Genomic DNA, 23,391 nt, shown 5'->3' on the forward strand with positions numbered 1-23,391 from the left:
TATCTTGCTTAAGATTGATATAATGAGAAGTCGCTGTCTAACTTTAGATGGCGACTTTTTTTATGTAACAAAGGCTAGAGATTTTGTATAAAGATACTGCACACGAATGTCTTTTTTCTTAACTTTAGCTTATCATTTAACTGACTAACATTTTTTATTATGAAAGCTAACGCAGAAGAAACCTTGCTTGTCAAAAGGATACGGCTACTTATAATCTTTTTTATTTTTGCACTTATAGTTTCCGGTATAACCGCTTTTCCTTTGGAAACCGAAATGAGAATAGCTTGTGATATATTAGGAATATCACAGACTGCCCCTGTAGAAAATTATACGGGACTGCATTATTGGATTGCGAAAGTAAACAACGCTTTGGTGAATACAAATCGCGATTACCCTTTCCTTGCCTATGGTTACGATTGGCTGGCATTTGCTCACATTGTTATTGCTGTCGCATTCATAGGGCTTTATAGGAAGCCTGTTCAGAATATATGGATTGTCTATTTTGCAATGATTGCGTGTGTGGGTATTATCCCATTAGCTTTGATTTGTGGCGAAATCAGGCAGATTCCCATTTATTGGCGATTGATAGATTGTTCTTTTGGTGTATTTGGCATTATTCCTCTGTATATTCTCCATATTTATATAAAGAGGCTGGAGACTTTAATGGGGTATGAGGAAAGGAAATACTGAGATTATGGCTGCAATATTAATATTGCAGCCATAATCGCTTTTAATGAGCCACTCTTACAGATGATGTTGATTAAGAAGTAAGATCAATCCTTGTATGCAGATACCCGGGTTATACTTTGGATGGTAATTGTAAGTCTTACATCGGTAGTTAACAGTATATTATATCCGCTTCCGGTACCTAACGGAGGAGGAAGACTTGCCTGATCTGCAATGGTAATGAAGTTTAGTGTAAAATTTGCACTGGTAGTATTTGTCTGGCATGGAACATATTGCTGTATTATAAAGCCTGAAATTGGATTTGTCATGCGGACAGTAATAAAGCCACCTGTACCCGATGGTTTATCTGCGAATGTTGCGTTGATACGCCATGTGTGAACTTGACCTATAACAGAGTTTTCTACAAATGTAGTGTTGCTATTATATGTACTTACTATATTGGCATCTGTAATAGGCGGTGTTATGTTTTCAGGCCAAAATGCAAAAGGTCTGGCAAGAGGTGTGGTGTAATTTATATACTTATATGAACCGAGTTCCGCGTTTGTGAAGGCTATTACAGGTTTGTTATTTGCATTTCCGCTTGAACCGTCTATCCTTACTACACCTTCATTTTTGCCTCCAAAGCTATTTGAAGCAATAGTTTGCCATGTTGTGCCATCATAATATTCGAGAGTATTAGTGGTAGTATTAAACCTTATCATACCTTTAAAAGGAGTTTCACCCACGATGGGTGGTGTTACAATGTCTTTTCTTAAAGAGTATACCGAGCGTTTTTTTACTATTCCACTAGCATCGATTGAAACAAGGCTATCTGTGGTGGTTCCTGAGGATAAACCTTGAATCCGAATCGGATTACTTAAATCAAATATATGAAGTTTATTTGTCGGAATATTAGTTCCTATACCCACATTTCCCATCTGGTATATATTTTCTGTATTTGAGTCTGCTTTGTTGGTTGTCCCCGATACCATCCAAGGCTCTAATTGAGGGTTTTTCCAAGCTGTTCCATCAAAATACTCAACATAGTTATTGGTGGAGTTGTAAATTATCATACCGGCTTTAGGCAGGACAACATTGGTTGCTGGGTTAATGTTTCGAGGGAGTATTATTGCCGAATTAGAAGAGACAACGTCAAGAACTCCTTCCGGATTTGTTGTGTTGATACCGACTGTACCTTGAGAATGTATGAAGCAGTTGGCTGTATTAATTGTAAACAGCATAACAAGAACTGCTGTTCGAGCTGTTAAGTGTGGCATATTGTAAAAATGTTTGTGTTATTGTACTACAAAATAATATATTTTTATTTTTATTTCAAAATAAAAATATATAAAAAACATTTGTATTCCGTTAAATATTAAGAGTGTAGCTTTGGATTTACAAACAATTCGGTCTGTATCACTTACTTTTTTCTATCCTCTTTACTATGTCCTTAAGTCCGTCTAGTGTATCGGCTTTGTAGAAAGTGTTTTTATATTCTATAAGTGCAGTAAGCTCACTTCTGGAAGTGTCGGAAGTAAATAGCTCCCAAAATTCAACATTTAAAGCATTAGCTATCTTTTCTAGTGTTTCAATAGTGGGATTACCATTGACATTTCGAGTGAGAGTATTTGGTGTAATATTAAGACTATTCGCTAACTGCTCCATTGTTAATCCTTTGTCTTTGCAAATTTCTTTTACTCGTAGATTCATTATTGTATACTAAATGTTTAATTACAAATATAATGATTATACGTGAAATTGTATATTTAATTATTTGTTATTCATTATGATGTATATTTCGTTCTCTTTTTTCTTGTTTAATTTGCATTTTAGTGTATATTTGTATTGTCAAATCTAATAGTATAATGTATATAAATGTAAAAGCATGGAAACAAAAGAATTCGATTTTAATAACTCCCACCGAAAATTTGTAAATAATACGCAGCAGTACCATCGGCGGCAGGCAATTTATATTGATAAAGATGATTTCTGTAATGAGGTCGAAAATCGGGTTGCTGTTTTAGGACAGTTGAGCGATTTGCTTTCTTATATTTCGGGCAAATCGTATTGCCTGATAAATGTATTTTCAAATTCCTTGAAAAATGCTCCAGGAGGTTCTTTGCTAATAGATAAGGAGGTCGAATTATTTACTGATGTTATCTCATCTCTTCTGAATTTGATGAGCTACAGGGAGGATATTCGTAAATGGTGTTATGAACTTCTTGTAGAACAGAAGCATCTTAAAGATCTTCACAAATAGCAACCGAATAAAAGAGTGTGGCAAAAGTTGCAGAGGATTTTTTCGTATTTTAGCAGAAAATAAGGTTTCATAAACTAAAAAAACACAATAATGAAAAGAATTTTGATTTGTTCAATACTATCTCTTATGGCAATTACTCTGTTTGGACAATCAGAAGTAGTTGTTCCGGCTTTCGATGATACCTATAGTGAATATGTAAAGAAGCTCGAATCGGGCAATACAGATATCGATTATCAGGATTTCAGATTTAGCTTTATGAAGAGTAAGCAGTTTAAGATAGCATCCCAGAAATTAAAAGATATCAGCCAATTGAAAAATGCGATGTCTGAACAAATGGATCAGCTGAATTATGATGGGATAATCTCATTGGCAAAGCAAATATTAAGTATCGACTATACCAATATGATGGCGCATAAAATATTAAGTCAGACTTATGATATGATGGAAGATGCTGATAATTCGGAAAAATACGATACTATCGGAATGGGATTATTGAAATCTATTATTCAGAATGGAGATGGTAAGTCGTGTGAAACGGCATGGCCTGTGATTCAAGTTTCAGAAGAATATTTTATTTTGGAAATGCTTGGTGTAGAGGTCAAACAGCAAAGTATTATAAACAGTAAAGGACTATGCGACAGGATGGATGTGACCGATGAAGGTGTGCCTGCAACTTACTATTTTGATATAAGTAAAATTTTTGAGAACCGCGATAAATACTGAGTAAAGAGTAGTTGGTCTGTTATGTTTAATGTTCAATTAAATTGTCTTTTACTACGCGCAATCGAAGATTGCTTGTATTCCTTTTGCCCAAATTCGCAAAAGGAATCAAAAAGGCTTTGTGCTGCGTGGATCGCCTGTCTGACCTAAAGCTTACAGGCTAAACTAAACCTACTGCCTGTCGGCACGTTTAATTTTACGCCTGCTTCGCTTGTCAGGCTTCCCGACCTTGACGGTTGCACGGGGTACCCGCAGGGCGAATGAAAGCGTTAAGAAACAAAAGGATTTCAATAATAAATGTTTTTCTTTTGTTTTAGCTTTCGAGTCCGTAGCGGGTCGGGCAAAAGGTACAGTCTTGATCTTTTGTTTCGTTTTGCATCAAGGCAAAATGAAAAACAAACCCAAAGGGTGCGTTAGAATAATTGAACATATAGTCCCAACTGCTGATTGACATTCGTTATTAAGTTAATCTTCAAAATTTCATATAAATATGGTGCTAGTCTTCAAAACCATATTCAAGCCATAAAGAAAGGATATAAAGAAGCCTGAGAACTTATATATGAGATGTTCCTCTGATGCTCAACCGGTCATACAAAGAGAAGAATTGGTATAATCAAGGTCTATTTTAACTTTATAAGTCTCTTTTATTTTTGATATTTGAAATATTATCATTTATAAGGTAACAATAATGATAATAGTGATATTGCAATGACTGCTGTTTTTTTACGCCCTTGTGTTGTATGGAAACAGGTTCTTTAATGTCATCAATTCCCAATCCATGCACTTCCTGACGGCGAAATCTTTGGATTATTTCCCAGTGAGCCATATCTATATAAATAATATATGCCGATTCGGAAACAACCAATGAAGAGCCACTGCCAATAACAATAGCTGAACCGCTGTATTTGTTAATTTCGAGTTTCGCTTTTTCAAGTTTCTCTTTATCAGAGTAATCAATCAGTGATAAGTTGGTTACATATCCAAACAGAATATCCTTTGTCATGAACCTCTCTGTCATTTTTAATACTTCAGATTCTGACTTAAATATATCTCTAGTATTGTATAATAGCCCCAGAGTGATTTTAGTGACTTGAGAGATAATTTCTTCTTCTATTACGCCTGAATATAATTCAATAGCTATTATAGAGTAAGTCTTTGTCAACTCCTTTAATTTGCTTAGGATATCGTGCCATCCATCTTAGTCGATGGGAATTTTTCATAATTATATTTTTTCATTTTCTTTATAAATAGTATTTGAATATATAATTAATGTTCGTACATTTATTATATGTTCAAATGTATTTTTTTATTTGTCGGATATTTTTTGTAATCTTTTTTATTTATTAACTTTGAAGTCTAAATTCACAAAGCTAATGAAACTAGAAATTAACCATAAAAGCTCAATACCACTCCATCAGCAAGCAGAAGAGCTTCTTCGAAAGATGATCGAACAAGAAGATTATAAAAATGGAAAGTTGTTACCTAATGAAGTGACATTGTCCGAACAATTAAAAATTTCTAGAAATACATTAAGGCAAGCTATTAACAAACTCGTTTTTGAAGGTTCGCTTTCTCGTAAAAAAGGATATGGAACTAAAGTTGTGCGTAAGGGTGTTGCAAGTGGTATAAAAAATTGGCTCAGTTTTTCTCAAGAGATGAAAATGTTGGGAATAGAGGTTCGGAACTTTGAGCTGCACCTGAGTTATAAAAAGGCTACAGACGAAATTGCTAACTTTTTTAATATTGAAGCTAACGAAAGGTGCCTGACGCTAGAGCGTGTAAGAGGAAATCAGGAGTATCCTTTTGTGTATTTTATCTCTTACTTTAGTCCTCAGATATCATTAGATAGTGATTGTAATTTTAATCGCCCATTATACGAGTTGCTCGAAAAAGACCTTAATATTATAGTGAAAACTTCAAAAGAAGAGATTTCGGCATCGCTGGCAAATGACTTTATTTCAGAGAAATTGGACATTAAGCCGCATGATCCTATACTTATACGTAAACGATTTGTGTATGATGTAAATGATGTGCCAATTGAATACAATGTGGGTTACTATAGGGCTGACAGTTTTACGTATACTATTGAAGCTCAAAGATAAATTTCTGGTGGTAGAGTTGGTAGGTTTATCGGATGATTCATTCTTTAATAAATTTGCAGAAATGTAGATCGGAGAATTAATAGTCTTTTTTACTATTTGTTGTGCAAATCAATAAAAGAAAAAACTCTAACCGATTGATGAATCAATGATTAGAGTTTTTCTTAGTACTCGGAGCGGGACTTGAACCCGCACAACCTAATGGTCACAAGATTTTAAGTCTTGTATTTGTTATATGATTATCAGTAGATTACTGTATATCTGTGAGCAGTCTGTGAACGAACGCCTTTTACCCTATAAATTTACAAAATTAAAACTGATCGTCGGCATCATTAAATACCTTTTTTTGTTGATTTAATTGTTAAATCTTTTATTTCGTAAACATATTATGTGCAGATAATAACGAATAAAAGATATTAAGAAAGTAGTTAAAATCAAAAACATATTTATTTGCATTTGAATAAAATATATCCTGTTATTCCACTATCTTCCAATATCCGCTTCGGGCTGAACCATTGCGAACAATAACACCTTCTTTCGTCAACTTTTGCAAATGATACTTAGCACCATCAGGCGTTAAACCCAATGCACCCGCTAATTCGTTACGGGTTATTTTAGGATTATTGAGTATTTGTGCCAAAATCCTATCACGCATAGTTTGTGGTGTGTTTTGTTCAGTAGCTAACGTTTCATCAATCACGCCCAAAATAAACTCTATGAAAGGCGTACAACCATTTTCACCGCCACTTATAGCAATAGCATGATAATATTCTTTCCTGTACTTATAAACGATATTTTCAATCGGCAGATTCTTAAAGATAGAACGCCATTTACTTAATATCAGCGTCTGCCAAAGTCGCCCAGTACGCCCGTTGCCATCCGAAAAAGGATGAATAAATTCAAATTCGTAATGAAATACACAACTCTTTATCAATGGGTGTTCTTCGGTTTCATTCAACCAGTCGAACAATTCTTGTATCAAATGGGGTACTCTTTCAGCAGGCGGAGCATAATGGACAATCTCTTCGCCCGAAGCAACCCCGACACCCTGCGTCCTGAAACGTCCTGCATCGTCAATTAAGCCCCCTTCCATTGCAAGGTGGGCTTTCAATAGGTCGTTAATGCTATTCGGGTTTAACTCATCAAGCATTTGATAAGCTTTAATAGCATTGCGTACCTCCTGAACCTCATTTATCGGCGCAATAACAGGTTTTCCTTCCAATATAGCCGTGATTTGATCGGTAGTCAATGTGTTACCTTCAATGGCAAGCGAACCCTGAATTGTTTTGATCCTGTTTATCCTGTGAAGTCGTAAATCTTCATAGACATAAAAACTACCTATTGCTTCGCTTATTTTAGAAACAAGACTAACAATTTTTGCAGTTATTTTATATGGCGGAACGTATGACATAATCATACAAAAATAGAGATTATTTTTGATTAGGGTAGTTTATTGGGTAGATTTTTATCCAAAGACTACCCTAAACAAACTATCTACATACAGCGAACCCTTTTCCACCATATTTATATATAGTTGATTAAAAAATAAAGAAAAACAAGGGTTAAATTATAATCGACCGATTTTTTACACCCTTTTTGCTTCCATAACAAGCTGTTTTTCAAAATCTTCAGAGTTCAACACATACGCTTTCCACGACGACCTTACTTTTGTGCACTTTCGTGATATGGTGTTGCCTGTTGTCGGTTCGTGAGACAGAGCAGGACATTTGTAAGGGTGTTGCCACTCGGATTGCTGCTAATTCAGTAACAGCCACGTTCTAATTATCTCCCCAGAACTTTTGACTAAGAGGGTGTCCTTTTCGTAATCTTTTGTAATTTGAATATCAGCAGCGTAGATATATTTTGGCTGATATTTTTAGTATTTTGCGGTATATAAATGTAGTAATAAAAAATGTGGTACGCAAACAATCACGCACACAGTCGATAAAGGTAAACATTTAAAGGACGCAATTCTCTCCAATTCAGCTCTGTATAAGGGATAAAAGGGTGGTATAAAGGGTGGCAGTTAGTCCAGACGATTGGCAAAAAAACCGAAATATTTGTCGCCTTCCCTTTCAAAATACATGATAAAAGACGAGCATAATTTCCACCTTTTCGCATTCGGGCAATACTCAAAAAGCTTGTTGCATAATTCAAGATATGTGCCAACCTCATCTATACTATCAAAATGCACATAGCACACATCACAGTTCCCGACTTCATCAAAATAACATACCAATGTACCCTTATCACCCCGAACCTCTAAAACATCTTCGTGTACATTATCTTTTTGGTGGTAATAACGCATCTCACAATAACTATTATTCGGAAATAGCCCTATTATCAACTCTTTCGAGCAATTCAGAACCGCATTGCCATAACTCACAAAGTTGATAAAATTAGCTTTTACTGTTGGACTTATATTTTGCATCGTGTTTTTTATTTACAAAAATCCGACAATCAGGCTGTATATTCTAAACCTTTTTGTTCTAAAGCAAGAACATTATTATAGTAAAATATATCGCCGATGTTTTTATTTTTGTATTTTTGATAGATAAACAATTTTCGTGAAAAATTAAATAAATATGGATACAGCTTTCGAAACCAAAAAGCGCAATGACGGATACAGTGTAAAACGCCTACGCGAAATTCTTGGCAAAAAACAAGAAACTTTAGCCGAACAACTTGGAGTGTCGCAACGTACTATTTCTAAGCTCGAAAGTAAAGAGATTATTGAAGATGAAATGCTTGATAAAATAGCTGAAGCTTTAAATATTTCGACTGATACTATTAAAAATTTTAGCGAAGAAGGAGTAGTAAATATTATTGCTAACACATTTCAAGATGAAGCGGTTAGTTATGCTGTTCATTATAAATGTACATTTAATCCGCTCGACAAAGTTGTAGAACTTTATGAACGTATGCTTCAAACAGAACGAGAAAAAGTCGCCCTACTTGAAGAAGTGCTTAAAAAGAAATAAACTAAATACAACAATAGCAATATAAAAAGCTCTCTCCTAAAAAGATAGGGCTTATTTTATCTTAACAATATGGACGGTAAAAGCTTAGATATAGTACAAGACAATATAGAAAAACTAAAACAACTGTTCCCTAACATCTTTTCGGAGGGTAAGATTGACTTTGCCCGATTGAAACAGGAATTAGGCGAAGACGTATTGACAAAAGGCGAACACTACGAATTATCGTGGGCAGGAAAAAGTGAAGCACGCCTCGAAATACAAAAGCGAACCACCGCCACACTTATTCCCGACAAGGAAGGAAGCGTTGATTTCGACACGGCACAAAATATATTTATCGAAGGCGAAAACCTCGAAACCCTGCGTGTATTGCAGCAATCGTATTTCGGACGTGTGAAGATGATATACATCGACCCGCCTTACAACACGGGTAACGATAGTTTTGTATATCCTGACGACTATAGCGAACGTCGCGACGATTATCAGAAGCGTACCAATATAATTGACGAAGAAGGCTACCTGAACAAGCAAGACCTTTGGCGCAAAAACACCAAAGAAAACGGACAATATCATTCAGCTTGGCTTTCGATGATGTATCCTCGCCTTTACATTGCCCGCAATCTATTGCGCGAAGATGGGGTTATTTTTATCTCTATTGGTGAAGATGAAATTTCAAATATAAAGTTACTTTGTGATGAAATATTTGGTGAAGAAAATTGTATTACAATATTTTCTCGTCTTATGAAGTCTGGAGGTGCAAAAGGACGATTTATAACTCCGAATATAGATTATATTCTTGCTTATACTAAGAATATCTTATTGACAAATGATTTTAGAAGTATCTTAAAAGAAGACCAAATTGAACGTTACTATAATAAAACAGAAATATCAGGGGCAAGGGAAGGTCAGGTTTATGGAGAAGAGAGGCTCTATAAAGCAAGTCTTGACCCAAGAGCTAACCAGAGATATTGGATAAAATGCCCTGATGGCACATTTGTAATTCCTCCAGGAGTAAGTTTCCCTGAAAGATTAGAAGAAGGAGAAAAAATCGCTCCCACATCAGAGGATGGGGTTTGGAAGTGGATTTATGACCGTTATAAATCAGAATATAATTTAAATAATATTGTATTTAAAGAAACTTCTACATCGGCTCTTATTGATTCAACAGGTAAACAATCAAAATGGAATATTTATAATAAATTATGGTTAGAAGAACAAAAAGAAAAAGGAGTAGTTCCGTCTAATTTTATAAGTGAATTTGAGAATCGTCAAAGTGCGAAAGAACTGAAAGACCTTGAAATACCTTTTGATTTTGCAAAGCCAAAAGATTTAATAAAATATTTACTCCAAATCTCTAAAACAGATGAAGATGCTTTAATCCTTGACTTCTTTGCAGGTAGTGGTACAACAGCACAAGCCGTAATGGAACTGAACGAAGAAGACGGAGGTAATCGTCGCTTTATCTGTGTACAAATGCCCGAATTGTTGGAAGAAAAAGACGAGGCTTACAAAGCAGGCTACCGCACTATTGCCGATATTTGCAAAGAACGTATCCATCGCAGTATTGCCAAAATAGAAAAAGAGCGCGAGGGCAAATTGGAGTTCGAAACCAAACAAAAACTCGCCTTTGCCGCTTACAAGCTTAAACCAAGCAATTTCAAAATATGGCAATCCGATGCCGACAAAATGGATTTGGCACAACAGCTTATCGACTTTACCCAGTCGGAACGTGCCGAAAGCCTACCGCAAAATATGCTGATAGAACTTTTGCTCAAAAACGAAAAAGAAGCCCTTACCATCAATTACTCTTTTGAGGATGGCTTCTACAAAACTCAGAAAACATGGTTCTGTTTCGAAGCATACGTCAAGCAACAAAAAGAGCTGCTCACAGCAGGCAAGCCACAAGAAGTGATATACCTCAATTCGTGCTTCACGTCGGACGAAGATTTGACTAACCTCAAACTCGAATTGCAGGAAAACAATATTAAACTGACATTGGTATGATAAACAATATACAGATAGAAAACTATAAGTCTATCCGTGAGCTTAATCTCGATATGAAGCCAATCAACGTATTGATAGGCTCTAACGGTGCGGGTAAAAGTAATTTTATCAGCTTCTTCAAGTTTTTGAAAGCAATCTACGACCGCAATCTGCAAATCCATGTTGCAGAAGAAGGTAGTAGCGAAGATATATTGCATTTTGGTTCTAAAGTATCGGAATATGTGTGGGGATGGATAGAGTTTGATAGTGTTACTCCGACAACAAATGCTTATTCTTTTCGTTTAAAACCAGATTCAGATAGTGATTTTTATTTTGACCGTGAAGCAATTGCATTTCATGACAAAGTAAGATATTCTGAACCTTATATTGATACAATCGGAGTAGGAGGGCATAACGAAAGTTTTCTTCCTAAAAGTACTAATTCTATTGCAGGACATGTAAGAAAATATATGAAGTCTTTTCGTGTATTTCATTTCCATGATACCAGTAAGACATCAAAATTGCGTAAACCAGCACAATTAAACGATAACGATTTCCTTCGCGAAGATGGTTCTAACCTACCCGCTTTTCTCTATTGGATGCAGGAAAAGCACCCCAAAGATTTCAAGAAAATAGAAATGGTGGTGCGTTCGGTTGCTCCCTACTTTGATAGCTTCAACCTTGCACCCGATAAACTAAACGAAGACCAAATCCGTTTGCGTTGGAAAGAAAAAGGCTCGGATGCTTATTTCGAAGCCAAACACCTTTCGGATGGTACATTACGTTTTATAGCACTCACAACCTTACTTCTTCAACCCGAAGCCCCCGAAGTAATCATTATAGACGAACCCGAATTGGGATTGCATCCGTTTGCGATCAACAAACTGGCAGGACTGATAAAGAAAGCTTCGGCACGCACACAGATTATTGTATCCACCCAATCGGTTAACCTTGTTGACAACTTCACGCCCGAAGATATTATCACAGTCGACCGTGAAGACAACCAATCGGTCTTCAAACGTCAAGATTCAGATGAGTTAAAAGACTGGCTCGACGATTACAGTATCAGCGATTTGTGGAACAAAAATGTAATAGGAGGTAGACCATGAAGCGATTGATTTTTATAGTAGAGGGGGATAGCGAAGACGAGTTCGTAAAGAGAATATTGAAACCTTATTTTGTTTCAAAAGGAGTTCCCGAATATTTAGTAAAATCTTATATAATAACTATGAGTGGAGGCGGGCATGGTTTCAATAATATTGAACATTTTAAAAATACCATAGAACCTGTTTTACATTATAAGGATGAGCCTGTTATTACAACTCTAATAGACCACTATAGATTAAATAGTGAGAAAAAGCTTACAGGATATAACCAATGTATAAAAGAAAGTGATATTGAAAAACGACTTGCGAAAATGGAAGAAAAGCTGAACGATGCAGTTCAGTCGATTAAAGCCTATCGTTTCTTTATTCCTTATATTCAACGCCATGAATTTGAAACCTTACTGTTTGCCGACCCCGAACAAGGGTTTGATTTAGAAAGTGAAGAACGTATAAAGCAAGATATTATTGATTTATGTAATTCTTTTGCGTCTATAGAAGATATTAATTGCACACCTGAAGGTGCGCCTTCGGTTAGGTTGAAAGAAATATACTCGAAGTATAAAAAGAAATATGAAAAAGGGGCTGAGGCTGTAGATATTGCAGAACTTACAACAATAGAAAAGATACTTGACAAATGCCCGCGTTTTAAGAACTGGATTGATACACTAATTACAGAAGTTTTGAAAGCATGAAAATAAAATTTGAAAGTAATCAAGACTATCAGCTACAAGCGGTTCAATCAGTAGTAAACCTTATTGAAGGGCAGGCACTTGCTGATTCCAAATTCGAAATATCTTTCTCCCGAAATGGTAAAAGTATAGCTTTTTCCGAAAAAGGAGTAAGCAACAATATGATGCTTTCGGAAGCTAACTTGCTAAAAAATGTACAAGCCGTACAGCAGGCAAACGGAATAGCATTGTCTGATAAGCTCGAAGTTTTAAAGGGCGATAAAGGAATTTGGTTTCCAAACTTCACCGTCGAAATGGAAACGGGAACAGGGAAAACATATACCTACCTGCGTACCATCTACGAACTGAACGAAGTCTACGGCTTCAAAAAATTTGTGATTGTAGTTCCCAGTATAGCAATCAGGGAGGGTGTTGTTAAAAACTTGCAAATTACGCACGACCATTTCCAAGACTTATATAAAAATCCTGCTGTTAACTTCGTGATGTATGATAGTAAGAATAAAAGCACCTTACGCAATTTTGCCGTTTCGGATGCTATCCAGATTTTGGTTATCAATATTGACAGTTTTACAAAGGATAACAATATAATCAATACAATGAGCGAAAAAGGCATAAAGCCAATTGAGTTCATTCAAGCAACTAATCCGATTGTCATTATCGACGAACCGCAAAACTTCGAAACAGAAGTAAGGCGGCAGGCAATAATAAATTTGAATCCTGCATTTACACTTCGTTATAGTGCCACACACAAGAATTTGTATAATCTTGTTTATTCGCTCAATCCTGTGCAAGCTTACGATTTAGGCTTAGTAAAGCAAATAGAAGTAGACGGAATAACCAGCGATAACAATTATAATTCGGCTTTTATTCAATATAAAGGTGTTACGAATGAGAAAGCCAATTATAAAGCAAAAATAGTTATTCACGTAAACGACAAAAACGGGGTAGTTCAGAAAGAAATAAAAGCAAAAGTAGGCGACGACTTATACGAACTATCTAATAAACGTGATATTTATCAAGGCTACACCATTACGGGAATAAGCAGGCAGGATGAATATATCGAGTTTGACAACGGTATTGTAGTAACTGAAGGGCAAACACAAGGAGGCATGACCGACGATGTGATGAAGTTTCAGATTGAACGTACTATCAGACATCATTTTGCCAAAGCCCGCAAACTGAAAAGCAAACGAATAAAAGTACTATCCTTGTTTTTTATCGACCGTGTAGCCAATTATCGGAACTATGATAACCCCGAAGATATGCGAGGTAAATTTGCTGTTTGGTTCGAAGAAGCTTTCAATCGAATACAGGCTTTACCCGTTAATAAAGATGTTATACCTTACGATAGAAAGCAAGTACACAATGGCTATTTTTCGTCTGATAAAACAGGTAAAGGGGCAGTTAAAAAAGAAATTTGGATTGACAGTAAAGAAGGAAATACTAAAAAAGACGATGAAACATTTAAGCTTATAATGCAAGAAAAAGAACGTCTTTTGAGTATGGATGAACCATTGCAATTTATCTTTTCACATAGTGCTTTGCGTGAAGGTTGGGACAACCCGAATGTATTTCAGATATGTACCCTCAATGAAACAAAAAGCGAAATGAAGAAGCGACAGGAAATAGGGCGCGGATTGCGCCTTCCTGTAAATTCAGACGGGGTAAGGATTCAGGATAAGAATATTAATATCTTGACTGTAATAGCTAACGAAACTTACGAAGATTTTTCGAAAGCTTTACAAACTGAAATACAAACTGAAACAAGTGTAGACTTTAGCGGTAGAATAAAGAACACCAGAGAAAAAGCAAGGGTTTCTTTATCAAAAGAATTGACTATCGAAAATTATCCGCTATTATTTGATATTTGGGAACGGATAAAATATCGGACAACCTATTCTGTCGAATTTGAGACAAAGAAGCTTATCTCTAAAACGATAGAGGAGCTTCAAGATTTCAACTTAGTACCTAAGGTTAAACAACCGATACTTGAAAGTCGAACAGCTCGTTTAGAGTTCATAAAGGACAAAGAGGATAATGTTATCGCTTTAGAAGGTACATTGCAAGATTCAGCAATGACACGAATAGAAGCCGCAGATTATCCTATACCTGATATATATGCTTACATACAGAATAAATTAAATATTACAAGGAGCACTATATATCAGATATTAAAAGGCTCAAATAGATTGGATGAATTGAATATTAATCCACAAATGTTCCTTGATAGTTTAATTGCAGCTATACAACGCAACCTTAACGCTTTATTGGTCGAAGGAGTGAAGTATAAGGCAATTAATGGAAGTGCTTATGAAATGACGTTACTTAATAATGAAGAAGTTACGTACTTATCAAGTTTGTTTCCTAAAAAAAATAATCAAAAGTTATCTGATAAAACCATCTATAAGGCTACACCTATAGACGAAACAGGGCAACCAACAGGCATAGACGATTTTATTTGTGTAAATACAGATAGTGATATTGAATGTGACTTTGCGGAAGGTTGTAATGCTGATGAAAATGTAAAATTCTTTTTCAAGCTACCAAAGAAATTTAAAATACCTACTCCTATTGGTAATTATAATCCCGATTGGGCTGTAGTCCTCGAAGAAGAAGGAAAATCTAAGGTGTATTTTGTTGCTGAAACGAAAGGAACTCGCGATTGGCAAGCATTACGTCCATCAGAAGCAATGAAAATAAAATGTGGAGAAAAGCACTTCGAGTTATTTAAGGACAAGAATATTGAATATAAATTAGCAATAACAGCTAAAGATTTGTACTGATTATGGCAAAAACAACCGACAATTACGGAATAGTATATGTATTGAGCAACCCTGCAATGCCCGATTTAGTAAAAATCGGTATGACGACCCGTAACGAAATAGACAGCCGTATGCGAGAACTATTTAGTACAGGTGTTCCTTTTCCCTTCGAATGTGAATATGCTTGTAAAGTATTAGCTTGCGATTGTGCTAAAATAGAAAAAGCTTTACATATTGCCTTCCATCCATATAGAGTAAATGCAAGCCGTGAGTTTTTCAAGATTTTACCCGAACAAGCTATCGCAATACTGAAATTATTGGATAGAGGCAGCGATATAACCAGTGAAGTTACTGCTGAAATAAACGACGATGTTACAGTAGGCGATAAAGTAGCAGCACAAAAATTCAAACAAAATCGACGCCCACCGCTTAATTTTCGTGAAATGGATATCTTTGTAGGTTCAAGATTGCAATTTGCCAAAGACGAACAAAATATAGAAGTTGAAGTTTATACCGATAAAAAAGTATTATTCAATAATCAGGAACGTTCATTAACATCGGTTACACAAGAATTACTCGGCTTGGATTATAACGTCCAGCCAACCCCTTATTGGACTTATAACGGAAAAAGTCTAAGTGATATCTATAATGAAACCTATACCATAGAAGACGTGTAAATAAGCTAAACAATATATATATGGCATATAGGGAGCAAAATGTTGTTCCCTTTATTTTTTTACGAAAACTAATTCCTGTTTTACGAAAACTATTTGACAAAACCCATTGAAAGCAGTATCGTAGTCTTTATTTTTGCAACATAAAACGTTGTGAAACGCAAAGAAGATGCTGATAGCGCAGCACCTTCCTTAATTAAGGCAACACGGTCTTCGTAATCGCTCCGTGTTGCTTGCGGTAGCAGAGGAGTAAGTTTTTGCTCCTCTGTTTACTTTATACAAAGATAAAAATAAATGGAACTTTATAATTATCAATCAAAATAATATGCTCATTTCGTAGACAAAATATGCACGAATCGAGCATATTTATTTCACTTATTTTTCTGTATATAAGTATTATATAGAAAAACATCTACATATCTTATATAAAGACATATAAAAATCAGAACCAAAAAATTTTTATGGAACGAGATTGTGTTTTGTGACTTCCGTTTAGCGGGTGGGGGTTACCCTTTTCTTCCCATCTAAGTTAATAGTGCTCCCTTCGCTTCTTTTGCAGCTTTGTACAATGAACACACATTACATCTTAATGGTAAATAATATCTGATTGTATCGTCTTGTGTTTGCTCCTTTTCTTTCTTCCATCCCTCAAGATCGCTAAGTTTTAGCAATATTTCAGCTTTCAGTTTTGTGTCGTTTGTAAGGCTTACCAATTTGTTTAATTCGCGGATAGTGTCCGCTTTGCTTCGGTTTTCAGTATCTTCAATAAGGGCTGCTTTACGTCCTCTTTCAGCCTCCAAAAAGGCTTGTACAGGCTCACTGTTTATCCAACGTGAAGCCATTGCTATTAACGACTGGTTATTAGCCGAAACAGGTTTTCTACGGCTGCAAATATAGGCTGTAAGTTGGTCGCCTGTCTGTAAATAGGCAATCATACAAAAACGCTCCCTGTCTGATAGTTTATTTATTAGTTGTTCTTTGGTTAGCATAGGATTGTAAGTTTGTGTTAAAGTAGTTTTCAGTTATGAAAACAAAGATAATTGTGCTTGTTCTTTTGGCTTCTCAGTCTTCTTGTTACTCGTTTTTTTCTCTATTTTAGCTTTTAGGATAAAATCAATCACTTTATTATTTAGTTCGTCTATTCGGGTAAACGACTTTTTGATATACCCTATAGTTACTTTATGAGCCGAACCATGATTTAAACAGAAAGCTATTTGTTCATCACTCGCCCCGCAATCATTATGGGCGATTGTAGCCCATGAGTGCCGAAAGGTATATGTATCTACAGGTGGCAACCCTAAGTCTTTGCATATTGTTTTCAGACCAATGTTTATATGCTTATTGAAAGAACGGTCATTGCTATAGCCAAACTCTAAAAGCCTTTTCTCACCTCTATATTTTTTGAATAAATGTTTGATGTCAGGATGTATACCAATTTCAATATATGCTTTATCGTCGCGGGTATCTTTTGTTTTACTGCGGTTATAACAAATCTTTCCCTTTTTTAGATTCTTTTCTTCCAAATTGAACAGATCAACCGTATTCATACCCACTAAATAAATAATCAATTTGGCTACATCTTGCGCTTTCTCTGTCTGTTTTGTCTTAGCGTCATATTGTAATATAGACTTTATACTGGCTGCGTCTATTGCTCGTTTTTGCGGTAAATCGTGTTTTGGTATTTTTACCCCTTTAAAAGGCTGTGAGTGAATATAGATATTATTGCGATCATAATCGTTAAACTCTAAACAACCCGCATCAAAAATAGCTTTAATAGCCTTTGGATATGTTTCTTTTGCTCGGGCAGTTTTCTTTAATGATTTTATCCACTCAGTCAAGCCATACGAAGTTATTCCTTGAAAAGTAATATCCTTACCGAAGAAAGTTTCAAATGATTTTTTGGCACATTTATAATTTGATGCGCTTTTTTCCCTTCCTTCATTTACCATCTTATCAATAAATTTCTGGCAGTAGGGAATAAATGGAATTTTTGAGTATTCTGTTTTTAAGAAATCGACCACTTCTTTGACAGACCAAGAATTTACATCCTCGGCATTATTCAGTTTATCCAAGTAACCTTTTATCTTTATCGCGCATTGACCTAAAACAGTCTGATCGGTTATTACTCCTTCTTTTACTTTAGAACTACGAACATACCAATCTGTTTTTATGTACGCATTCTTTCGATTATGTGTCACACGGATGTATACAAGATACAGTCCGTCAGTCCGTTTTGTCCTAATTTCAGCCTTAAATGTAGCCATAAAAATTACTTAAATTAACTGTGAACTATTTGTGAACATTTCGTACACACCATGACACAGATATACAAAGCAGGTCTATTTTCAGGACTGATATAAGACGTATAAACACAAAAAAAGGATTACGTTTTATATCGTAATCCTTTAATAATCAATGTACTCGGAGCGGGACTTGAACCCGCACAACCTAATGGTCACAAGATTTTAAGTCTTGCGTGTCTACCATTCCACCATCCGAGCAGCCTATGAGCGAAAGACGGGATTCGAACCCGCGACCCCGACCTTGGCAAGGTCGTGCTCTACCAACTGAGCTACTTTCGCAAAATATAGATCTACTTTCGTTTGTCGTTACAAACTACTTCGGTAAATGCGAGTGCAAATGTAGAATCTTTTTTTGATTTGACAAACAAATTCCGCACTTTTTAGCCATAGATAGCTATTTATTATTTCGGTTGTCAACGTAAATAGCCTTTACTGTGCTATTTTTCAAAGCAATAAATGGAATGGTTTTTCTAATTTCTTATCCTGAAAAAACTACCATCTTTCATTACCCTATAGGAACGTAAGCGTTCGGTCGAAGGGCCCGATGTAACTCTGCCCGTTCCGTCTGCTATTTGATAAATTGATTTACATTTTGGACATTGTGCCTGTAAGGAGCTTATGACTTCTATTTCGTTTATCAAAGGAGCTTCATGAGGACAGCAAAGGTCATAAGCATATATCCAAGATGCTTCGGCATTACTGATCGCTAAAACTCCTCCGTATCCGGCATATTTAACCGTGCCTGTATTGTTGTAATATTTTTTTGAATAAAAAGGATTCTGGAATTGATGTTCCAGAGTAATATTAATATTTATTTCAACAAGTTTTGTTGGTACAGTACTGTTTTGGCTTTCTTCTTTAGCACAAGCTGATAATAAAGAAATAACTGTAATAATAAATATGTATTGAAAAGCTCTAATCATTTCTTTAGGATGTTGTCGATCAATTGTAATTCTTGTGCCGAAAAATCAGGATTGTTCAGGGCAGCAATATTATCTTTAAGTTGTTTTACTGAACTTGTACCCAATATGACTGAGGTTATATAAGGATTGTGTAAAACCCATGCTAAAGCCATTTCGGCAAGAGTTTGGTTACGGTCTTGAGCCAGTGAGTTTAAAAGCTTCGATTTCTCCACTGCTTCAGCAGTTACCTGATCTTGTTGAAGAAAACCGCTTGCTTTGGCTGCACGTGAATCCTTTGGGATTCCGTTGAGGTATTTATTAGTAAGTAGCCCTTGAGCTAAAGGTGAAAATGCTATAAAACCACTACCTTCTTTATGTACAAGTTCGAACATTTCTTCTTCCGGATTGCGGACAAACATATTGTAACGATCCTGATAGATGAGGCAGGGTACTTTGTTCTCATTAAGTATGCTGAATGCCTTTTTTGCCATTTCATACGGATATTTTGATAATCCGATGTATAAGGCTTTACCTTGTCGTACAATATCTACCAATGCCATCATGGTTTCTTCCACGGGAGTTTCGCTATCATAACGATGACTGTAAAAAATGTCGAAGTATTCTAAGCCTGTTCGTTTCAGGCTTTGGTTAATACTAGCCATAATATATTTGCGAGACCCTCCATCTCCGTAGGGACCCTCCCACATCAGATGCCCTGCTTTAGACGAAATAATCATCTCGTCACGGTGTGCGGACAAGTCATTTTTCAATACTTTTCCGAAAGTTTCCTCTGCACTTCCGGGAGGAGGTCCGTAATTATTAGCTAAGTCGAAGTGTGTAATGCCTTGCTCGAAAGCATATAATAACATTTCGCGAGAATTTCCGTAATCGTCAATTGCTCCAAAGTTATGCCACAAACCTAAAGAAAGGGTAGGAAGCTTTAATCCACTGTTTCCGCAAAATTTATATTCCATATATTTTAGTTGTAAGTGATGACAAATGTAAAAAATCTAAATAAGAAGGCTACGGCGAAGATATTTAAAATAGATTAATACCGTTAATTTAGCAAGACTTAATATCTTTGTATTCAATAAAATTAAGGTTAATAGCTTGTTATTCGTCTTTTTTGTGTCATTCAAAAAAAGAATAATCACAAACAAACTTTCCATTATTAAGATAAATATGTCATTAGAATTATTTACGATTGTATTATTTCTGGGAGCTATTGCAGCCGGTTTCCTCGGTTCGCTTACAGGATTAGGTGGTGGTGTAGTAGTAATCCCTTTGCTTACACTGGGTTTTGGAGTTGATATGCGTTATGCCATTGGTGCTGCATTGGTTACGTCAATAGCTAGTTCGTCTGGAGCGGCGGCGGCATATATCAAAGAAGGTATTACTAATGTTCGGATTGGTATGTTTCTCGAAATAGCAACCACTACGGGAGCTGTTCTGGGGGCTGTGATTGCTATTTGGCTCGATAAAAAATATATTGCGCTGATTTTTGGTTGCGTACTTATATTCTCAGCTATCCGGACAATAACAAAAAAAGAAGAGAAGATCGACCCTCTCGCTCCAAGCGATAAGTTAGCCGAGAAGCTTAAATTGAATGGCTCTTATCCGACTAAAGAGGGTCTAGTAAACTATAAAGTACAAAATGTTGCTGCCGGTTATTCGCTAATGACTGTTGCAGGCGTTTTATCGGGATTGTTAGGGATTGGTTCAGGAGCCCTAAAGGTGTTGGCTATGGATACTGCCATGAAAATACCATTTAAAGTCTCTACAACCACAAGTAACTTCATGGTGGGGGTAACTGCTGCTGCCAGCGCTGTTATTTACTTACAAAGAGGTTATATTGATCCCGGATTGGCAATGCCTATTGTGGTAGGTGTTTTGTTGGGAGCCTTTTTCGGTTCTAAGCTATTGCCTAAGATAAATGTTAAGAAACTGCGAATGATATTTAGTATTGTAATTTTCTTCTTAGCAATATCAATGATGTATAACGGTTTAACCGGTAAGTTATAAAAAGCATGAAACATATATTTTCAAGAGAATTTTGGGGCGAACGTGATGTCGAACAATACATCGGCAAACTATTACGCTATGGAGTGATGCTATCGTGTGCAATTACATTGTTTGGTGGAGTTATATATTTATTCCAACATAAAGGAGTCATGGTTGACTACAGCCCTGTTCCTACGGGAATGGCTTTCGGGGTAGAGGATTATTTACGCGAACTGAACACTATATTTCCCCGTATGCTCGATTTCGATGGAGCTGCCATTATTCAATTTGGGGTTCTTGTTCTTATTGCAACACCCATTATTCGGGTTGCTTTCTCGGCATTCTCTTTTTTGATCGAGAAAGATTATTTGTATGTTGTTATAACATTAATCGTTTTATCAATTATATTGGCCAATATGCTTTTAGGACTTCATTAAATGTCAAAAAGTATTATTCTATCTGTCGCTTAATGAGATTAATCAAATTAAAATATTAATATAATGAAAAAGATATTAGTTGTATTTGCGGTTATTAGCATCTTTTTGATGGTGTCGTGTCGAAATACAATTGCGACACAAGAAAGTACGGAGAATGTTCCTTATGAAACTGTTCAAGGTTACTTCGTGAAGAATGATGCAGATCTGTCGAAGTTGAAAAATGGAAAGATTGCAACAGAGGTGGAGTTTTCTACGATTTTTGGACCTGCTGCAGTGATGGGACTTAATGGTATGCCTACAACCGTCGATTTTTCTAAACAATATATTATTGCAGTAGTTGGTAATAAAACGGATTCGGCGGTAACTATTGTTCCGGTAAGCTTAGTGAAAAGAGGTGATCGCTTAACTTTTACATATGAGTATAAAGTTGGAGACAAGCAATCTTTTACAATTCAGCCATCACTTGCTATAGTTGTTGATTCTAAATATGCAGGCGATCTGGAGTTGAAAGAAGTAGAATAATAGATTGATCTGTTTAAGAAAGATGTCATAAAAATATAGAGGCTTATTCCGAAAAAGAATAAGCCTCTATATTTTTATGTTTATTTAGCTGTAGTAATTTATTCTACATACAATACCAATCCTTTCAAATATTCACCTTCAGGATGATAAATGTTGATAGGATGATCAGCAGGCTGAGTTAATTGGTGTAATATTTTCACACTTCTGCCCGTTTGAGCAGCAGCACTGAACACAGCCAGTCTGAATGCGTCTTTAGATATTACCTGAGAGCATGAGAAGGTAAATAAAATACCTCCCGGAGCTATCTTCTCAAAAGCTGTGGCATTTAGTCTCTTGTAGCCTTGCAGTGCATTTTTTATTGCACCTCTATGTTTAGCAAAAGCAGGTGGATCTAAAACAATAAGATCATAATCCCCTTTATTGATTTTTGCTAAATATTTGAATGCATCTTCAGCATATGCCGAATGTCTGCTGTCATTAGGGAAGTTTAGTTCAACATTATTTTGTGTGAGCATAATTGCTTTGGCTGAACTATCTACCGAGTGTACCAATTTTGCCTCACCACGCATGGCGTAAAAAGAAAAGCCTCCTGTGTAGCAAAACATATTCAGCACAGATTTACCTTTCGAATATTTTTCGATTAAAGCTCTGTTATCTCTTTGGTCAACAAAGAACCCTGTTTTTTGCCCTTTAACCCAATCGGGTTGAAATTTCAAACCATTTTCAATTGCTATATCTTCTACATCTTTTCCTCCAACAAGGTAACCATTTTCGGCACCTAAATCGGCTTTATATGGTAAGGTTGTTTCCGATTTGTAGTATACATTCTTGAGGGTAGATCCCAATACCTCAATTAAGGCATTGCTGATTTCTATTCTTGATTCATGCATTCCTACAGAGTGTGATTGCATGACAGCCGTATTGCCGTATATATCTATTATTAATCCGGGAAGGTTATCTCCTTCGCCATGAATCAGTCTATATGCAGTGTTGGTTTCAGAAACTACTCCTATCGATTTACGAAGGCTGAATGCTGTGTTGAGTTTTTCTTTCCAAAATGCAGCGTCTATATTTCTTTCCTGAAAACTAAGTACACGAACTTCTATACTGCCGATTTGGTAATGTCCTACGGCTATAAAATCGTTATTGGCAGTGTATACATTTACAACTTCTCCTTCGGTCAGGTTGGAATCTTTTTGTGCAACTGCTCCCGAAAAAATCCAGGGATGAAAACGGCGAAGCGATTCTTCTTTCTTCGGTTTTAGTGTAATTTTTTTATAGCTCATATG

24 protein-coding genes and 2 tRNA genes are annotated in these 23,391 nt (G+C 35.9%); 13 read left to right on the forward strand and 13 right to left on the reverse strand.

Going from position 1 to position 23,391, the window contains the following annotated elements; all coding sequences use genetic code 11:
* Positions 1-159 precede the first annotated feature (159 nt).
* Entirely contained in the window at positions 160-690 is a 531-nt protein-coding gene (locus G7050_RS07435) for a hypothetical protein (RefSeq protein ID WP_166113405.1), read from the forward strand.
* Positions 691-773: 83 nt separating this feature from the next.
* Here G7050_RS07435 and G7050_RS07440 read toward each other — a convergent pair whose 3' ends face one another.
* Positions 774-1,943: a hypothetical protein gene (locus tag G7050_RS07440; RefSeq protein WP_166113408.1), complete on the reverse strand. Its 1,170-nt coding sequence runs from the start codon at positions 1,941-1,943 to the stop codon at positions 774-776.
* A gap of 139 nt (positions 1,944-2,082) precedes the next feature.
* Positions 2,083-2,376 carry a helix-turn-helix domain-containing protein gene (locus tag G7050_RS07445; protein ID WP_166113411.1) on the reverse strand — a complete coding sequence of 98 codons (294 nt, stop codon included), beginning with the start codon at positions 2,374-2,376 and terminating at the stop codon, positions 2,083-2,085.
* Positions 2,377-2,551: 175 nt separating this feature from the next.
* Here G7050_RS07445 and G7050_RS07450 point away from each other — a divergent pair, with 175 nt between their 5' ends.
* Both G7050_RS07450 and G7050_RS07455 read left to right on the forward strand, forming a co-directional pair.
* A complete protein-coding gene (locus tag G7050_RS07450) occupies positions 2,552-2,926 on the forward strand; it encodes a hypothetical protein (protein ID WP_166113414.1) in 375 nt (124 codons plus the stop codon).
* A 90-nt stretch (positions 2,927-3,016) separates the two neighbouring features.
* Positions 3,017-3,649: a DUF4919 domain-containing protein gene (locus G7050_RS07455; RefSeq protein ID WP_166113418.1), complete on the forward strand. Its 633-nt coding sequence runs from the start codon at positions 3,017-3,019 to the stop codon at positions 3,647-3,649.
* A gap of 310 nt (positions 3,650-3,959) precedes the next feature.
* On the opposite strand, the gene G7050_RS07460 is transcribed toward G7050_RS07455, so the two are convergent.
* Both G7050_RS07460 and G7050_RS07465 read right to left on the reverse strand, forming a co-directional pair.
* Entirely contained in the window at positions 3,960-4,100 is a 141-nt protein-coding gene (locus G7050_RS07460) for a hypothetical protein (protein WP_166113421.1), read from the reverse strand.
* 177 nt (positions 4,101-4,277) lie between these two features.
* On the reverse strand, positions 4,278-4,649 hold the full coding sequence (locus tag G7050_RS07465; RefSeq protein ID WP_166113424.1) for a hypothetical protein: 372 nt from the start codon (positions 4,647-4,649) through the stop codon (positions 4,278-4,280).
* 370 nt (positions 4,650-5,019) lie between these two features.
* On the opposite strand from G7050_RS07465, the gene G7050_RS07470 reads away from it, so the two are divergent.
* Positions 5,020-5,748 carry a GntR family transcriptional regulator gene (locus G7050_RS07470; RefSeq protein ID WP_166113427.1) on the forward strand — a complete coding sequence of 243 codons (729 nt, stop codon included), beginning with the start codon at positions 5,020-5,022 and terminating at the stop codon, positions 5,746-5,748.
* A gap of 472 nt (positions 5,749-6,220) precedes the next feature.
* Here G7050_RS07470 and G7050_RS07475 read toward each other — a convergent pair whose 3' ends face one another.
* Both G7050_RS07475 and G7050_RS07480 read right to left on the reverse strand, forming a co-directional pair.
* Complete coding sequence (locus tag G7050_RS07475; protein WP_185154949.1) at positions 6,221-7,156, reverse strand: Fic family protein; 936 nt, start codon at positions 7,154-7,156, stop codon at positions 6,221-6,223.
* Between the two features lie 615 nt (positions 7,157-7,771).
* Positions 7,772-8,176: a hypothetical protein gene (locus tag G7050_RS07480; RefSeq protein WP_166113433.1), complete on the reverse strand. Its 405-nt coding sequence runs from the start codon at positions 8,174-8,176 to the stop codon at positions 7,772-7,774.
* Between the two features lie 154 nt (positions 8,177-8,330).
* Between G7050_RS07480 and G7050_RS07485 the strand changes: the two genes are divergently transcribed.
* The 6 genes from G7050_RS07485 to G7050_RS07510 all read left to right on the forward strand — a co-directional run bounded on the left by G7050_RS07485 (position 8,331) and on the right by G7050_RS07510 (position 15,940).
* Entirely contained in the window at positions 8,331-8,726 is a 396-nt protein-coding gene (locus tag G7050_RS07485; RefSeq protein WP_166113436.1) for a helix-turn-helix domain-containing protein, read from the forward strand.
* A gap of 69 nt (positions 8,727-8,795) precedes the next feature.
* Entirely contained in the window at positions 8,796-10,727 is a 1,932-nt protein-coding gene (locus G7050_RS07490; protein WP_166113438.1) for a site-specific DNA-methyltransferase, read from the forward strand.
* Positions 10,724-11,815: an AAA family ATPase gene (locus tag G7050_RS07495; RefSeq protein WP_166113441.1), complete on the forward strand. Its 1,092-nt coding sequence runs from the start codon at positions 10,724-10,726 to the stop codon at positions 11,813-11,815. Before G7050_RS07490 ends, G7050_RS07495 begins: the two co-directional genes overlap by 4 nt.
* Positions 11,812-12,504, forward strand: coding sequence for a DUF4276 family protein (locus G7050_RS07500; protein WP_166113445.1), 693 nt, complete (start codon positions 11,812-11,814; stop codon positions 12,502-12,504). Before G7050_RS07495 ends, G7050_RS07500 begins: the two co-directional genes overlap by 4 nt.
* Positions 12,501-15,284, forward strand: coding sequence for a DEAD/DEAH box helicase family protein (locus G7050_RS07505; protein WP_166113448.1), 2,784 nt, complete (start codon positions 12,501-12,503; stop codon positions 15,282-15,284). Before G7050_RS07500 ends, G7050_RS07505 begins: the two co-directional genes overlap by 4 nt.
* Positions 15,285-15,286: 2 nt before the next feature.
* Positions 15,287-15,940: a GIY-YIG nuclease family protein gene (locus tag G7050_RS07510; protein ID WP_166113451.1), complete on the forward strand. Its 654-nt coding sequence runs from the start codon at positions 15,287-15,289 to the stop codon at positions 15,938-15,940.
* A 521-nt stretch (positions 15,941-16,461) separates the two neighbouring features.
* On the opposite strand, the gene G7050_RS07515 is transcribed toward G7050_RS07510, so the two are convergent.
* The 6 genes from G7050_RS07515 to G7050_RS07540 all read right to left on the reverse strand — a co-directional run bounded on the left by G7050_RS07515 (position 16,462) and on the right by G7050_RS07540 (position 20,116).
* On the reverse strand, positions 16,462-16,926 hold the full coding sequence (locus tag G7050_RS07515; protein ID WP_166113454.1) for a hypothetical protein: 465 nt from the start codon (positions 16,924-16,926) through the stop codon (positions 16,462-16,464).
* Positions 16,927-16,959: 33 nt separating this feature from the next.
* Positions 16,960-18,201, reverse strand: a complete 1,242-nt coding sequence (locus G7050_RS07520; RefSeq protein ID WP_166113457.1) for a phage integrase SAM-like domain-containing protein — start codon at positions 18,199-18,201, stop codon at positions 16,960-16,962.
* Between the two features lie 154 nt (positions 18,202-18,355).
* Positions 18,356-18,438 (reverse strand) — tRNA-Leu (locus G7050_RS07525).
* 8 nt (positions 18,439-18,446) lie between these two features.
* A tRNA-Gly gene (locus tag G7050_RS07530) sits at positions 18,447-18,519 on the reverse strand.
* Positions 18,520-18,710: 191 nt separating this feature from the next.
* Entirely contained in the window at positions 18,711-19,163 is a 453-nt protein-coding gene (locus tag G7050_RS07535) for a Rieske 2Fe-2S domain-containing protein (RefSeq protein ID WP_166113460.1), read from the reverse strand.
* Positions 19,160-20,116, reverse strand: coding sequence for an aldo/keto reductase (locus G7050_RS07540; protein ID WP_166113463.1), 957 nt, complete (start codon positions 20,114-20,116; stop codon positions 19,160-19,162). Before G7050_RS07540 ends, G7050_RS07535 begins: the two co-directional genes overlap by 4 nt.
* A gap of 208 nt (positions 20,117-20,324) precedes the next feature.
* On the opposite strand from G7050_RS07540, the gene G7050_RS07545 reads away from it, so the two are divergent.
* The 3 genes from G7050_RS07545 to G7050_RS07555 all read left to right on the forward strand — a co-directional run bounded on the left by G7050_RS07545 (position 20,325) and on the right by G7050_RS07555 (position 22,102).
* On the forward strand, positions 20,325-21,164 hold the full coding sequence (locus G7050_RS07545) for a sulfite exporter TauE/SafE family protein (RefSeq protein WP_166113466.1): 840 nt from the start codon (positions 20,325-20,327) through the stop codon (positions 21,162-21,164).
* Between the two features lie 5 nt (positions 21,165-21,169).
* Positions 21,170-21,580, forward strand: coding sequence for a DUF1634 domain-containing protein (locus tag G7050_RS07550; protein ID WP_166113469.1), 411 nt, complete (start codon positions 21,170-21,172; stop codon positions 21,578-21,580).
* A 63-nt stretch (positions 21,581-21,643) separates the two neighbouring features.
* Positions 21,644-22,102: a hypothetical protein gene (locus G7050_RS07555; protein WP_166113472.1), complete on the forward strand. Its 459-nt coding sequence runs from the start codon at positions 21,644-21,646 to the stop codon at positions 22,100-22,102.
* Between the two features lie 98 nt (positions 22,103-22,200).
* On the opposite strand, the gene G7050_RS07560 is transcribed toward G7050_RS07555, so the two are convergent.
* Positions 22,201-23,388, reverse strand: coding sequence for a class I SAM-dependent rRNA methyltransferase (locus G7050_RS07560; RefSeq protein ID WP_166113475.1), 1,188 nt, complete (start codon positions 23,386-23,388; stop codon positions 22,201-22,203).
* Positions 23,389-23,391: the final 3 nt, after the last annotated feature.

Source organism: Dysgonomonas sp. HDW5A (assembly GCF_011299555.1).
Classification (GTDB): domain Bacteria; phylum Bacteroidota; class Bacteroidia; order Bacteroidales; family Dysgonomonadaceae; genus Dysgonomonas_A.